At 45.0% G+C, this 14,130-nt stretch carries 12 protein-coding genes; 11 read left to right on the forward strand and 1 reads right to left on the reverse strand.

From position 1 onward, the window contains the following. The first annotated feature begins 13 nt into the window (after positions 1-13). The 6 genes from C7R91_RS09680 to C7R91_RS09705 all read left to right on the forward strand — a co-directional run bounded on the left by C7R91_RS09680 (position 14) and on the right by C7R91_RS09705 (position 7,829). Entirely contained in the window at positions 14-1,645 is a 1,632-nt protein-coding gene (locus tag C7R91_RS09680; protein ID WP_047069359.1) for a peptide ABC transporter substrate-binding protein, read from the forward strand. A gap of 253 nt (positions 1,646-1,898) precedes the next feature. Next, positions 1,899-3,173, forward strand: a complete 1,275-nt coding sequence (locus C7R91_RS09685; RefSeq protein WP_047069360.1) for an aminopeptidase P family protein — start codon at positions 1,899-1,901, stop codon at positions 3,171-3,173. 61 nt (positions 3,174-3,234) lie between these two features. Continuing rightward, positions 3,235-4,626, forward strand: a complete 1,392-nt coding sequence (locus C7R91_RS09690) for a helix-turn-helix domain-containing protein (RefSeq protein ID WP_047069361.1) — start codon at positions 3,235-3,237, stop codon at positions 4,624-4,626. Between the two features lie 328 nt (positions 4,627-4,954). Then, positions 4,955-5,185 carry an aspartyl-phosphate phosphatase Spo0E family protein gene (locus C7R91_RS09695; RefSeq protein WP_083995050.1) on the forward strand — a complete coding sequence of 77 codons (231 nt, stop codon included), beginning with the start codon at positions 4,955-4,957 and terminating at the stop codon, positions 5,183-5,185. A 189-nt stretch (positions 5,186-5,374) separates the two neighbouring features. After that, positions 5,375-6,850, forward strand: coding sequence for an aminotransferase-like domain-containing protein (locus C7R91_RS09700; RefSeq protein WP_047069363.1), 1,476 nt, complete (start codon positions 5,375-5,377; stop codon positions 6,848-6,850). 46 nt (positions 6,851-6,896) lie between these two features. After that, entirely contained in the window at positions 6,897-7,829 is a 933-nt protein-coding gene (locus C7R91_RS09705) for a D-alanine--D-alanine ligase (protein ID WP_047069364.1), read from the forward strand. A gap of 61 nt (positions 7,830-7,890) precedes the next feature. On the opposite strand, the gene C7R91_RS09710 is transcribed toward C7R91_RS09705, so the two are convergent. Further along, the gene (locus C7R91_RS09710) at positions 7,891-8,448 is read right to left on the reverse strand and encodes a helix-turn-helix domain-containing protein (RefSeq protein WP_047069365.1); all 558 of its coding nucleotides are present in this window, start codon (positions 8,446-8,448) and stop codon (positions 7,891-7,893) included. Between the two features lie 122 nt (positions 8,449-8,570). Here C7R91_RS09710 and C7R91_RS29300 point away from each other — a divergent pair, with 122 nt between their 5' ends. The 5 genes from C7R91_RS29300 to C7R91_RS09730 all read left to right on the forward strand — a co-directional run bounded on the left by C7R91_RS29300 (position 8,571) and on the right by C7R91_RS09730 (position 14,086). Next, positions 8,571-8,711 (forward strand): hypothetical protein, encoded by a 141-nt coding sequence (locus tag C7R91_RS29300; protein WP_160309979.1) that lies wholly within the window; start codon positions 8,571-8,573, stop codon positions 8,709-8,711. Positions 8,712-8,816: 105 nt separating this feature from the next. After that, positions 8,817-9,833, forward strand: a complete 1,017-nt coding sequence (locus C7R91_RS09715) for a MerR family transcriptional regulator (RefSeq protein WP_047069366.1) — start codon at positions 8,817-8,819, stop codon at positions 9,831-9,833. A gap of 90 nt (positions 9,834-9,923) precedes the next feature. Next, on the forward strand, positions 9,924-11,540 hold the full coding sequence (locus C7R91_RS09720; RefSeq protein WP_047069367.1) for an ABC transporter substrate-binding protein: 1,617 nt from the start codon (positions 9,924-9,926) through the stop codon (positions 11,538-11,540). A gap of 27 nt (positions 11,541-11,567) precedes the next feature. Then, positions 11,568-13,004 carry a serine hydrolase domain-containing protein gene (locus C7R91_RS09725; protein WP_047069368.1) on the forward strand — a complete coding sequence of 479 codons (1,437 nt, stop codon included), beginning with the start codon at positions 11,568-11,570 and terminating at the stop codon, positions 13,002-13,004. Next, complete coding sequence (locus C7R91_RS09730) at positions 13,001-14,086, forward strand: serine hydrolase domain-containing protein (protein ID WP_047069369.1); 1,086 nt, start codon at positions 13,001-13,003, stop codon at positions 14,084-14,086. Before C7R91_RS09725 ends, C7R91_RS09730 begins: the two co-directional genes overlap by 4 nt. The last annotated feature ends 44 nt before the right edge of the window (positions 14,087-14,130 follow it).

Raw genomic sequence — 14,130 nt, forward strand, 5'->3', positions numbered from 1 at the left:
GGAGGAAATCATCATGAAAAAAGGATTGCTCGCTTTTGCCGCATTGCTGGCACTCGCTGTGCCTGCGCTTTCTGCGTGCGGCAGCGATAAACCGGCTGCTTCTTCCGATCAACAGACGGGGACAGCCGTCAAACAAGTCATGACCGCTAACCTGCGGGGCGAACCATACACATTAGACCCGGCATTCGCTTCCGATACCACCTCGTACTGGGTGATTGACCATCTGTACGAAGGATTGTACCGATACAGCCAGAATGGGGACATCAGCGAAGGCGCAGCCGAAAAGGTGGAAGTCTCCCCGGACGGCAAAACCTACACGTTTACCTTGCGCCCCGAGATGAAATGGTCGAACGGCGATCCGTTGACCGCGCATGATTACGAATACTCCTGGAAGCGCGTGCTGAATCCGCAGACTGCCGCCTATGAACCATCCGCACTCTACTACATACAAGGCGCGGAGGCATACAACACGGGCAAAGGCAGCGTAGAGGACGTTCAGATCAAGGCAAAGGATGACCGAACACTCATCGTTGGGCTGAAAGACCCGATCACCTATTTCCCGAAAATCATGATGAGTCGCGCCTATCTGCCCGTGAACAAGAAAGTCGTGGATGCAGACAAAAACTGGGCGGCCGAAGCGAAAGGCATCGTGACCAATGGCCCGTACACGGTAGAGAGTTGGGACCACAACAGTCAGCTGACAATCGCCAAAAGCCAGAGTTATTGGGAGAAAGAAGAGGTAACGATGGACACCGTCCATTTCAAGATGGTAAACGAAGCGACCACCTATTACCAGATGTTCAAGACAGGAGCGCTTGACCTGATTGACTCCCTACCGATTGATGTGATTGAGCAGGAAAAAGAAAAAGAAGAGTACAAATCATTCCCGGACTACAGCATTTATACGTACACGTTTAACGTAGAGGAAAAGCCGTTTACTAATGCGAAAATTCGTCAGGCCTTTTCCTACGCGATCGACAGGGACATCCTGACGAATAACGTGACCAAGGGAGGCCAGCTCCCAGCGTACGGTTATACGCCATTTGGGGTGAAAACTCCTTCGGGCAAAGACTTCCGAGAAGAAGTGGCGCCTTACTATCAGTTTGATCCGAACAAGGCGAAGCAGCTCCTGGCTGAAGGCTTGAAGGAAGAAGGATGGACAGAGCTTCCTCCGATTACATTGAAATACAGCACCGCGGAAAACCACAAGAAGATCGCCGAAGCGCTGCAAGAAATGTTCAAGCAAAATTTAGGCGTGCAAGTGAAGCTGGAAAATCAGGAGTGGAAAACATACATCGATACGTTCAAGCAGAAAAACTTCCAGATTGCCCGCATGGGTTGGGGCGGCGATTACCTCGATCCGCTCGCGATGCTGGAGCTGTATACAGGGAAAAGCTCCCGCAACTTCACCAACTGGGCCAATCCGAAATTTGACGAGCTGATCGAAAAAGCAAAGGTCGAGCAAAACGAGGAAGCACACATGAAGCTTCTGCACGACGCTGAAACCATTTTGATGCAGGACATGCCAGTCATCCCGGTTTATTTTAATAACGAAAACTATCTCAACAGCAAAAAGATCGATGGCATCCGCTTCAGTGTAACCGGGACACCGGACCTGCGTTGGGCGAAAAGAGTGGCAGAGTAACGTTTAATAAAAGGCAGTCGTAATCTACGATAACAAAGAGCAGTTTGCCAAAAGCAACTGCTCTTTGTTGAAACTCGTTTCCCAAATCATGAAAGTATTCTAAAATATAGGAGAAGGGAGGATACATGACGATTTATCAAAGTGAAATAGGTTTGATAATTGTCAGATTATACTGAACTATAAGTGATCAATAGCGCTTTCACAAGCTATATCAATCTATGAAGAAAATTATGAACGAAGGGGTATAAAACAAATGACAATAACCATGACTTCAAAAGAGTTCATCAATCGCCGTCAAAAGCTCGCGGAAAAAATGCCTGACCACAGCGTACTTGTCCTATTTTCGGGGGTTGTCAAGACACGCAGCAATGATGATAAATATCTGTTTTCACCGAACCGCAACTTCTATTATCTAACCGGCATCGCGCGCAGCAACCTCATTCTCATGATCACGAAACGCGCTGGCATCGTGAACGAAACGCTATTTCTTCAGCGTCCAAATGAACTCGAAGCGAAATGGACAGGGGCCGTTTTATCGGATCAAGAAGCGAAAGAGCTGTCTGGTATCGAACACTTCGACTATCTCGATGAATGGCTGGAGTCATTTGGAACCTTTATGAGGCGCTGCGAAGGCAAGTGCTCGCTCTATCTTGACTTGTATCGCTATCTGTGGAGCGACGAGCTGACCCTAGCAGATACTTTTGCCGAAGACGCGCAGAAGAAATACCGGACTCTGCAGATTCACGATGCGGGCCCGTGGCTGAAAGAACTGCGTATGGTGAAGAGTCCGGCAGAGATTGAAGAAATCCAACGTGCGATTGCGATTACGGATGAAGCAATCCGGCGCATGTGGTCGCATGCACGTCCTGGAATCATGGAATATGAGCTAGAGGCCCACTATGATTTCACGTTGAAGTCGCATGGTGTTCGCGAGCTTCCTTATTTACCCATCATTGCTAGCGGTATCAATGCTACTATCTTGCACTATGAAGCGAATAATCAGCGTGCAGAAGATGGTGACCTGGTCCTCCTTGACCTCGGTGCAGCATCGAACTACTATGCGGCTGATATTTCGCGAACATTTCCCGTGAATGGTCGCTTTACAGAACGTCAGAAAGCGATCTATCAACTCGTGCTCGAAGCAGAAATCAAGACTATCGAAGCAGTCAAGCCTGGTGTCACACTTTCACAACTCAATGATGTCACAAAACAAGTCCTGACAGACGGCCTGTTACGTCTCGGTCTCATCCAAGAGAGCAGTCAGCTGTCCAAATACTACTATCATTCCGTGGCTCATCACCTTGGACTGGATACGCATGATGTCTCGGATTACAGTGCTGCTTTGGAACCAGGTATGGTGATCACGATTGAACCTGGCCTGTACATAGAGGAAGAAGCGATTGGCATTCGGATTGAAGATAATGTGCTAGTAACAGAAGACGGCTGCGAGGTGCTCTCAGCGCAGATCCCGAAGGAAATCGAAGAAGTGGAATTGTTGGTTGGGAAAAATGATAAAGAAATGTCTTAAGTACCTTCCAAAAAAACCCATTTAATTGTAAAATAAAGCAAAACAAAAAGGGTGATCCATTATGGGGGGACTGCTAGGGACATTGCACCAGTCGCTGCGGTCAGAAATCGAACAACATCGGCGAGCGCGCGGTTATACATTGAGCAAACTAGGGGACTTAACTGGTATTAATCCGGGGACATTGAGTGAGATTCTAAATGGGAATCCGCCTCGGGCTATCACCATAGGTCAATTAGACGCGCTCGCTGTGGTGTTTGGCTATGAGCCAGGCTGGATGTATGAACTATATCCCGATGAATGTCTATACGAAGGAAAAATCTCGCGCCCCCGATTATTACCTTACCTGATTCGAAGTGCTGAGAATGGGCGAAAGGATTGCATCGAAGCTGTTGCCTCCCAATTGCTGGAGAATCCCAAAAATATCTCCATCCTTTTTACTGTGGCGGAGCAATTATATGAGGATGGAAAACTGGGAAAGGCGGTGCCATTCTATGAGTACGTAATTGAGAATGAGAAAGATAGCTACTCTACCCAGTTTGTGATGAGTCACTACCGATTATTTCAGGCAATTCTCGGGACAAATGCTGATGAAAATGATAAAGCTGTTATTCGCTTTTCGCCATATCGAAAGCGATTACCAGAAACGGATCAACTAGATGCTTTATTAAATTTGGCGAAGGTTTGTTTTACTTTGCAAAAATGGAGTGAAGCAGAAACCTACGCAGATGAGCTGCGAGAGCTTTCCAAAATTATCTATCAAGACGAGCTGCAAAAACATAGAAAAAATAGAGCAACAGAGTTGATAAAAACAGAACGTCCGCTCGTCTACTACTATGGAATGGGTTATTTATATAAAGGATTAGTCCTACAGATGCAAGGCGCCTACTCCCAATCCAAAGAATATGTACAAGCATACGCTGATTTACATTGGTTTGAACTTCTTGACGATGAAGGGATAACAATCGTTGAGCGGTTTGCTGTCTTTGCGAAGGCCAATTTTTACACACTGGAAGTATTAATGGGGAATGAAGAAATCATTAAGGAATATACCAACTATCTGGCGGAGCAGCCTGTTGAAATACTTCCGGGCCTCGTTACGATTATGGAAGCTGCTAATAAATATCATTTTTGTGTGGATGAGGTTTTATTACGCCTCTCTGAAGATATTGCTAGATTCCATGAACGAACGTTGTTGGTTAATATGGTTCAGCATCTCCAATATCGATATCAGAAAGCAAAATATGATTTTACAAAGGGTCGCATTCAAAGTGGACTCAATGAAACCCTGAACTGCTTGGTTCTATCGGATTTGATGAATCGACATTATGATGCTCTGCAATGTGTACAGTTGTTTGAAAAATATCGCCATCTTGCCTCGCCATCACAAATCCTCCAATATCAGACCATTGTCATTGGAGAGAAGAAGGCTGAAGCTACATTTATAAATCACTAAAAAGATGATAAGTAGAGAGGATGAAAAAAATGAAATATGTATTCCTTGCACTTCTGCTAACGTTTGGGTTTAGCAGTGGCATCGTTTTTGAACCCCAAAAGTCTGACAAAACACGCGTCATTAATTATCAGCATGGGGCAGATTTTTAGAAATAGTTGATAAGATACGAAAAAAACATCCTTTCGATAGGATGTTTTTTTCTATTCCATTTTTTCTTACTTGGTGAATTCTTGCATATTCATTTATAGTTATTAATGTCATATTTTGTAAATCATAGGAGGTGCTTAACATAAAAGCTATCGCAAGTTCATTAGAAAGGGACGTCTCTGTGCACCCAGGAACATCCCCGAAAAGCAAGTGCACAATCTGGGGCGCGGGAATAGAAGCAAATCGCCAGCACTTAGATCTAGAAACAAGCATCGAACAACTACGACAACAAATGATTCAATTGGCAGGAAAACATGGTCTTACAAGTGACGTAGTTTTGGGGGTAAGTCAGCAATTGGACAAGTATATTGTAATGGCTCAAAACAACCATAAAACGGATAGCATCTGGTAAAGGATTCTACCAAAAAATGATTGCAAAAGAGGAACCCTTAGGAAAAATGGGTTCTTTTTTACTTTCATTTTTACCGCTGGATGGATGCTGATCGCTTTAGAGGAACCACCGAAGGATGAAAAATCCAATGCGGTGGTTCTTTTTTTCTCTCGTCTTCCGTGCCATCATTATAGACGGGGGCGATGAAGGATGTTCCAGGATTTCAAGCTTGTTGGTGACCGGCCAGTCGCGATACAAGTGAAAGAATACGTCAAACGTTTAATAATCAAAGGCGCGCTTCAGGCAGATCAAAAGCTGCCCTCCACACGAGAAATGAGCAGTCTGCTAAAGGTGAGCCGCAATACAGTCATTGCTGCCTATGAAGGCTTAGAGGATGACGGATTTACGTATACGATTCCGGGAAAAGGAAGCTATGTAACTGCAATGGTGGGCCATTTGGCTGCGGATAACGAAGGAACTGCCTGGCAAATCGACTGGAAGGCACGAATGAACGAATATGCTATATCTGCTGTAGAGCTGGACATGATGAAGCAGGGCATTCGCGCTGAAAAAGGAACCATTTCATTCACAAGCATCGCGCCGGATGAACAGTTGTTTGACATGGGCGATGTAAGGCGAGCTTTTATGGACCGGATGGCAATCGAAGGGCAGGTGCTGCTCAACTACGGCTATGCCAAGGGCTACAAACCACTCATCGATTACTTGATGCGTTATATGGAAAATAAAGGTGTCGATTTAAGCGGTAAGGATATGGTGATTACAAACGGGTTTACAGAAGGTTTTGACATCGTGTTGTCGGCACTGCGTCCTTCTACGCGCCGTGGGGCAGCTATTTGTGAAAATCCGACTCATCATACAGCGATCAAGAATTTGAAGCTGCAAGGGTTTGAGATTACCGGCATTCCAATGAGGAATGATGGTATGGATGTGGAGCAGCTCGAGGCGGTATTGCACAAACAGAACAGTTTCGATCTGGCCTATTTGACTCCTTCCTATCACAATCCAACAGGCATTGTCATGTCGCCGGCGAAGCGCAGTGCTGTTATGAAATTACTGATGCACTATCAGATTCCAGTGATCGAGGATGGATTCAATGAGGAGCTGCGCTACTCGGGAGCGCATGTTGCGCCATTAATCGCGACAGTAGGGCAAGGGAACGGAGTCATCTATATTGGTAGCTTCTCCAAGGTACTGTTTCCTGGATTGCGAGTGGGCTGGGTGCTCGGAGACAAGGCATTGATCGACAATCTGGAAAGCATGAAACGTGCGCGCACCATTCATACTTCAACCATCGATCAATCGATACTCTATCAATATTTGCTGAATGGAAATTTCGATAAATATGTAAAAAAAGCACGTATGGAATATAAGCGCAAATATGAACTGACGAAGGCATGCTGTGAAGCACATCTCCCTGAGGCGCAGCTATCTGGCGACGGGGGCTTGCATTTGTTTCTTACCTTTCCGTCAGAGGTAAATACACGCCAGCTGCTAGAAGCGTGCATAGAGCAGGGTGTCATTTTTACACCGGGGGACAAATTTTTTATTCAGGAAGGAACAGGGACGAATACCTTGCGACTAGGTTTTTCACGAGTAACGGATGAGAATATCGTACGGGGTATTCAGATAATCGGTAAACAGGCGCGTCGATTTCTTGAGACATAACGGTTACAAATTGCACAACCATTTAGCAGAAAAATGAGGTGTCATCATGAAGATAGGCGTTATTATGGGTGGTATTTCTTCGGAGCGTGAGGTTTCTCTGAAGACTGGTCAAGAGATGATCAACCATTTGGATCGCAGTCGCTACGAGGCAGTTCCCATTGTCGTTACGCAACGAGTGGATTTAATCACGCAGGTTCAGCAGGCAGGCATCGATTTCGCGCTGTTGGCGCTGCACGGCCAATATGGTGAGGATGGCACAGTGCAGGGAGCGCTGGAGATACTCGGTATTCCCTATACAGGAAGCGGTGTCCTGGCAAGCAGCCTTTGCATGAATAAACAACTGTCCAAGATGCTGTTGAAGACGGCGGGCATTCAAACACCTGCGGGACATTACTGGAGGGACGTTTATGATCCACAGGCGGTGGAGCAATTGGGTTACCCGGTGATTGTGAAGCCAAATTTGGGGGGCTCAAGCATCGGTGTCCAGCTTGTGCAAAATGAGAAGGAGCTGCTGTCGGCTGTTCAGGAAGCCAGTTATTTGGATCAGGGGATCTTGATTGAGCCCTATTTGAAAGGGATGGAGCTAACCTGTGCGATTCTAGATGGCGAGGTACTACCAATTATCGGCATTCGCTCGGCGCATTCAGAGTGGTTCGACTACCGAGCGAAATATGAGGATGGCGGCGCGGAAGAGAAGGTGACCGAGCTTCCTCCGGTTATCGAGCAGCGTGTACGCGAGGCGGCGCTCGCCAGCTACCAATTGCTGCAGTGCAAAGTCTATGCAAGGGTTGATATGATTTTGTGTCAGGATATTCCTTACGTGCTAGAAGTGAACACCTTACCGGGAATGACCGCTAACAGCCTATTTCCAAAGAGTGCAGCTGCAGCAGGCATGACCTTTACACACCTGCTAGACCGTATTATTACGAGCTCGCTCCATGAGCGGAAACGGGAATGGGGGAGCCCTGCAAACGGATAGCATTTATACTCGTGATCAAACGGATGAGAAACCCTACATATAGTGGGGTTTCTCTTTGTTTTCATTGACTGGAGTAGTGAATGACTATGGAACACTTTACAATACAATCTCCGTTGTTCCGATAAATGTGAGGCCTGTCCGCTTTAAAAATAAGAGTATCCTCTGGCTCAACTACATAAACTTGTTCATTGACAACAACCTCTAGCGTGCCTTCGTTTACGAGAATAAATTCTTCAACCCCAGTTGTATGCGGTTCTGCGATATGCTCGCATCCCGGTTCGAGGGTTACTGAAAAGATCTCAAACTGTTGTTCAGGATTATAGGGGACAAGTGGATACACACGATATTGTCCGTTATTTTCAATAATAGGATTTACTTCCTTCTTTTTTACGATCGTAACATTCGGCTTGTATTGACTAATGAGTGAAGAAAAGGACAAGCGCAGCCCACTAGCTATTTTCCAAAGGGTTGTGATGGTTGGAGCAGACTTGCCTCTCTCAATTTGTCCTAACATCGTTTTGCTAACCCCTGTTATTTCAGAAGTTTTATCCAAGCTCAAGTTTCTTTCTTTACGGATACGCTTTATGTTCTCTCCAATATTTGTCTGAAACTCTTCCATAAATGCCCTCCATCAAATTTGGTCGTTATCTTGCACGTATATACGTGATCTTCAATCAAACTGTATATAGTTCAGGTCAGACACTATATAGTCCAAAATATACGAAAAGAGGCACTATGTCTATGGAAAACACGATTTTATCAGGCGTTCATCAAGCGGTTAGTGATACTCCCCTGGTTCATCTTTTTAGTCTTACGGAAAATCTCGCTGGATATGTTACTAGAGAACTGGCAAGAAAAGAAGGAATATTCATCTTCGCATGATTTTCTTCAGGAGCAAATGTTGCGGCTGTCTTACTCCTTTATTCATGTTGCCCCTTGAATCTCAAGTTACTTGAGGTTTTATAATTGGTTTGGAGGTGTTGTAACATGCACGCAAAGGCGAGGAACAGATCAGACACCACACAAAATCAACAGAATGATCAAACAACAAAGGACGCAAAGTTCTCCATAGGACAAGTGGCGAAAATGACAGGGTCTTCTGTACCCACTGTTCGTTATTATGACGAGATCGGCCTGCTTTCCCCTGCTGAGATAACTCCTGGAGGTCACCGTATGTATACGGCAGAGGAAATATGGCGGTTAAAACTGATCCTAACCCTTCGCTATTTAAACTTTGGCATTGATGAGATAAAGAGAATGCTAGCTGGGGATATCCCTGTTGATATGGCGATAGAATGGCAAATCGAAGCTTTGGACCTCCAAATGCGCACACTTGCCAGCATGAAATCCATTTTGGAACAAACAAAAAAGAGTGAGGGTGATTCTTTGAGCTATATGCACGAGCTAATAGAATCCATTTCCGAAGATGCATTGGAACGGGAAAAGTTTATTTTGGAAAAAATGTTTTCATCCGTTTTTCCTGAACAATTTCCGGTTGAATGGCGAGAGATAGTTTTACTAGGGGTTAACATCTCTTCGTTGCTGGAAGGCAAGCTTTCGGCAGCGCAAACAGCTGCATTAAATGAGCTGGAGGAAATGTTTAATGATCCACAAATTGTCCGGGAGATGAGGCATGATGTTATGTCCTTCCTGGAAGTAGTTCACCTGCCTAAAATCAGTGTTGAGATGTGGACTGCCAGAATGCTTAAAAACCATAAACAGCTGTTGAAAGCAGCGGAGCAATATGCAACTCCAGACAGTCCTGTCGTACAGGCGAATATTCAAGAGTATGTGTTGCTGTTTGCCGATGTTGAAGAACTCCCTGTCTCGCAGTCTTTTTTCCGTCGATTTGCTGAAAGGTTGCTTTCAAACCAATCCGAAAATCTGGAACGCTTCCGAAGAATTTGTTCAATCCTGTACCCTGGTCTGCAATCGTATATGAAAACAAATGAATTATTCTACCAAGCATTACAGTGGAAGCTTCAACAAATGGATAAAGAGTAATTATACGCTTTGTGACAGCTTGCGAAGGAGGTGAAATTGTCATCATCGGAAGTTTCAAAAAGAAAAGGGTAGGAGGTGGCATGCTGACACATGAAGAAAAACAAGCGAAAAACGTACAGTGTCTATTGGGGGGGATTTGTCACGCTATGTATGTTCTTGGTGGTTGGTTGCAGTACGCAAACAACTGTGCCAGCCGAGCAACAGGAGGGCTCTAAACCCAAAACGGGCGGAACGATTACAGTAGCGTACCCTTATGAACCGGATACGCTAGATGCTCACATGTCTTCTGGACCTGCTGGGGTCTATACCTGGTTGCTCGGTGGATCACTGCTGTATAAGGATCCTGCCACAAACGAATACAAGCCTTTTCTGGCAAGTGACTATAAAATTTCTGAGGATGGCAAAACGTGGACCTTCACTATTCGTTCCGGGATTACTTTTCAAGATGGGACAACTCTGACTGCAAAAAGCTTTAAGGAAACCTTCGATCGTGCTCTCAATCCGCAGACAAAAGCAAAAACAGCCGCTGAAGTAATGGCCCCAATAAAAAGTGTGAAAGCGCCAGACGATCAGACCCTCGTCCTGGAACTACACGAACCAAATACTGCCTTCCTCGATTCGCTAGGGAATTCTATTACGCAGCCGTTATCGTTGAAAGCGATTGAAAAGGCAGGAGAGGATTACGGCCGGAGTCCTGTGGGAGTGGGGCCGTGGAAGTTTGAGAGCTGGAAAACGGGCGAAGGTGTCACCTATGTTAGAAATGACGCTTTTCAATGGGGAGAGCCATATTATGAAAATCAAGGTCCTCCAAGAGCCGACAAGCTTGTTATAAAAGCGATTGCTGACAGCCAACTCAGGTTGTCAGCGCTAGAGAGTGGTGCGATCGATGTAGCAACCGAAATACCTGTGAAAGACGCGGGATATTATCGGAATAATCCGAAATATAAAGTGATAGAGCGCTTACGCCCTGGGCTGGGTTTATTGATGGAGATGAATTTGAGGCGACCGCCGTTTGAAGATATTCAGGTGAGAAAAGCATTTCATATGTTCATCAATAAAGAAGCCATTGTCCAAGCTGTTATGCAGGGAGAAGGGGAAGTAGCCCATATGCCGTTATCTCCATCGACGCTAGGGTATGATAAATCCTTAGAAAAGTACAGGTACGCGTATAATGTGAACGAAGCCAAGAAATTGTTGGACGATGGTTGGAAAGTAAATGGAAGTGGTGTGAGAGAAAAGGACGGAAAAACACTGAGTTTGAATTTACTCAGTACCGCAGATTTTCACAAGGAAGCCCAATTGCTCCAAGCCATGCTGGGAGAGGCTGGAATCAACGTAATGATACAGAATCTAGAAATAGCAGGGTACATGCAGGAAGTCGTCAAAGGAAATTTTGATGTAACGTTGATATCGGGCGCCTATGAAGACCCTGATATTTTATACTTCTATTTTCATTCCAGCGGGGCCTACAACCTGTCTGGTGTAAAAGATGACAAACTGGATGCTCTCTTATTGAAAGGGCGTACAACCATACAGACTGATGCCAGAAAGCAAGTGTATATGGATGTACAAAAGCATCTGATTGAGCAAGCGTATGTTGTCCCTCTCTATTACGATAAGACCTTTACTGTCATAAATTCTCGAGTAAAAGGAGTAAAGTGGACATCTGTCATGCCGACATATAATGACAGCTGGATCGAGAAGTAACTACATGTCAACAAAGGAGAGAAGCGCATGCAAAATAACGAATGGATGGATTCCTTTGAACAGTATGCTCAAGAATGGATAACAAAAGGTCAGGTTCCAGGTGTTTGTATGGGAATAGCAAAGGATGGTCAAATCTTTTACAGTAACGGATTTGGTTTCCGTGATGTGGAACAGCAGTTAGGGGTTACGATCGATACGGTATTTGGAATTGGATCGATAACAAAATCCTTTACCTGTGTGGCGGTTATGCAATTACAAGAAGCGGGTAAGTTATCCGTGCATGACCCTGTTGTCAAATACTTGCCGGAATTTCGTCTGAAAAATCTTGATGTAGGGCAAATCACGATTCATCATTTTATGACGAATACGAGTGGAATTCCTCCCTTGCCAACCTTTTATGCAAGTGTGATGCGAAGCTTGGAAGAGAATGAGGTAGAAGACCATCCATTTCTGCAAAACCAGACAGATGATGTGGTACCAATCGATACGTACGAAGACCTGATGAATGTAATCGCTACCTTAGATTTAGAGCTTTTAGGGCCACCAGGGACAGAGTTCAGTTATTCTAATGATGGTTTTGCCTTGCTGGGAGCGATCATTGAACGCGTCAGCGGGAAGTCGTATGAGGCTTATGTCAAGGAGCATATCATAGATCCAATCGGGATGGAGCACACAAGCTTTTTTCTGGAAGAGCTGAATGGCTACGAGAATATTACAAAGCTGTATATCATGCGGGACAAAGGCGATCACAAGGAAGTGATTCCATCTCCGAATTGGTGGGACACTCCCACTTCTCGGGCGGCAGGATTTTTAAAATCAACGGTGCGGGATATGTTGCGATATACGGACATGTTCTGCAAAGGTGGGCTTACAGCCGGGGGAAATCGTATCATGACACCTGAAAGTGTACAACGAATGATAACCCCGTACTTTCCGACTGAGTTGGTACCTGGTCAATTTTACGGGTACGGATTGGTAATCACTTCTGACTACTACGGAAAAAAGTTAGTGGAACATAGTGGTGGTATTAAAGGGGTTACGGCTCAGATGTGCTTTTTTCCCGAAACAGGACTGGCCGGAGTGGCACTGTCCAATCTAGAATTGTCGCCGGTTCTGGCGGTTATGTTGGGTGCGCTAAATAGTCTGGAAAACCGCCCTCCTGAATCCTCTCATCTGGTTAGCAAGATTGATTTCCTAACCGAGGAAGAAATGAATCAATTCGTGGGGGATTATCATTCCAGTGAGTTTGGGACAGTGCCGATCCGATTGGAAAATGATCAGCTGATACTCTCCTTTTTGGGAGAAAACTATGTAATGAAGCCGTTTGCTGAAGATATCTTTGTAATCCGGGCTTTTGGGACAGATTTCTCGGCACGCTTTATCAGAGTTGGGAAGAACGAGATTGTTCGAATGGCTTTTACGGGGAGACAATTTACAAAAACGAGTGGGGGAAACGAAAAATGACACTGCGAGCAAACGTAAGTGATGAAAGATGCCGACAGCTTGATGAGCTTTTTTCTACCATTGCCAAACAAAACAATTGGAGCGGCAACATCTTGATTTTGGAAGAAGGAAAACCTTTTTATCAAAATTCCATAGGAATGGCCAATCTAGAAACAGCTGAGAGATTGTCACCGCATTCTGTATTTGAACTTGCATCGGTTTCCAAGGCGTTTACGGCAATGGGCATCATGATCTTGCAAGAGCAGGGGAAGCTCGACTATGGAGATAAAGTAGACAGCGTCTTTCCAGATTTTCCTTATACTGATATTACTGTAGAGGATCTACTTCTGCACACATCCGGTTTGCCAGATTACATGGAGTTATTTTCCCAATATTGGGATAAATCACAGATCGCTACGAATCAGGACATACTCGAACAGCTAATCAAGCATCGCCCCAACGTCTTATTTCTACCCAATGAAAAGTATGAGTACAGTAATACTGGCTATGCTTTATTGGCTTCTATCGTAGAACACGTAGCCGATACACCATTTGCTGATTTCTTGCAGCAACACATTTTTCAACCACTAGATATGCAGCATACGAAAGTATACAACCGAAGATATTCTCCTGAGTCGATCCAGCATTATGCCTATGGATATTTGTATTCTTCTCAATCGGAAGCATTCGTGTTACCGGATGAATCAAGCGAGCAGGATTTTGTCATTTATCTGGATGGCATTCAGGGAGACGGCGCGGTCAGTTCAACACTGGATGACTTGCGTAAGTGGGACAGAGCTCTTTACACAGAAAAGCTGGTCAAAAAAGCGGCACTGGAGAGAGCGTTTTCCCCAGTGCAGCTTGCTGACAACAGTCTATCTCATTATGGATATGGCTGGCGGCTGCGTGAAGATCAGGTGACGGGAAAAGTCGTGCATCACGGCGGAAGCTGGCCGGGGTATAGAAGCTGGCTAAGACGTTACATTCAAAAAGATAAAACAATTATTTATCTCACAAACGTGGATCAGGAACGGGAGTGGACGGAAAAAGTAGTAGAGGCAGTCGAGAATATTTTATTTGAACAACCGTATGTGATGCCGTAGCCATTGCTAGTTACATAAAAAGAGAGGAGCCGCCATTTACGGTT

The sequence above is a fragment of the Brevibacillus formosus genome (genome assembly GCF_003013405.1).
In the GTDB taxonomy this organism is placed as follows: Bacteria; Bacillota; Bacilli; order Brevibacillales; family Brevibacillaceae; genus Brevibacillus; species Brevibacillus formosus.

What these genes read in the sequence shown, in the direction of transcription:
- C7R91_RS29300 (WP_160309979.1), top strand. Translation starts at nt 8,571, where the DNA reads ATGGAAAACACGATTTTATCAGGCGTTCATCAAGCGGTTAGTGATACT.
- C7R91_RS09710 (WP_047069365.1), bottom strand. Translation starts at nt 8,448, where the DNA reads ATGGAAGAGTTTCAGACAAATATTGGAGAGAACATAAAGCGTATCCGT.
- C7R91_RS09715 (WP_047069366.1), top strand. Translation starts at nt 8,817, where the DNA reads ATGCACGCAAAGGCGAGGAACAGATCAGACACCACACAAAATCAACAG.
- C7R91_RS09725 (WP_047069368.1), top strand. Translation starts at nt 11,568, where the DNA reads ATGCAAAATAACGAATGGATGGATTCCTTTGAACAGTATGCTCAAGAA.
- C7R91_RS09720 (WP_047069367.1), top strand. Translation starts at nt 9,924, where the DNA reads ATGAAGAAAAACAAGCGAAAAACGTACAGTGTCTATTGGGGGGGATTT.
- C7R91_RS09690 (WP_047069361.1), top strand. Translation starts at nt 3,235, where the DNA reads ATGGGGGGACTGCTAGGGACATTGCACCAGTCGCTGCGGTCAGAAATC.
- C7R91_RS09685 (WP_047069360.1), top strand. Translation starts at nt 1,899, where the DNA reads ATGACAATAACCATGACTTCAAAAGAGTTCATCAATCGCCGTCAAAAG.
- C7R91_RS09680 (WP_047069359.1), top strand. Translation starts at nt 14, where the DNA reads ATGAAAAAAGGATTGCTCGCTTTTGCCGCATTGCTGGCACTCGCTGTG.
- C7R91_RS09705 (WP_047069364.1), top strand. Translation starts at nt 6,897, where the DNA reads ATGAAGATAGGCGTTATTATGGGTGGTATTTCTTCGGAGCGTGAGGTT.
- C7R91_RS09700 (WP_047069363.1), top strand. Translation starts at nt 5,375, where the DNA reads ATGTTCCAGGATTTCAAGCTTGTTGGTGACCGGCCAGTCGCGATACAA.
- C7R91_RS09730 (WP_047069369.1), top strand. Translation starts at nt 13,001, where the DNA reads ATGACACTGCGAGCAAACGTAAGTGATGAAAGATGCCGACAGCTTGAT.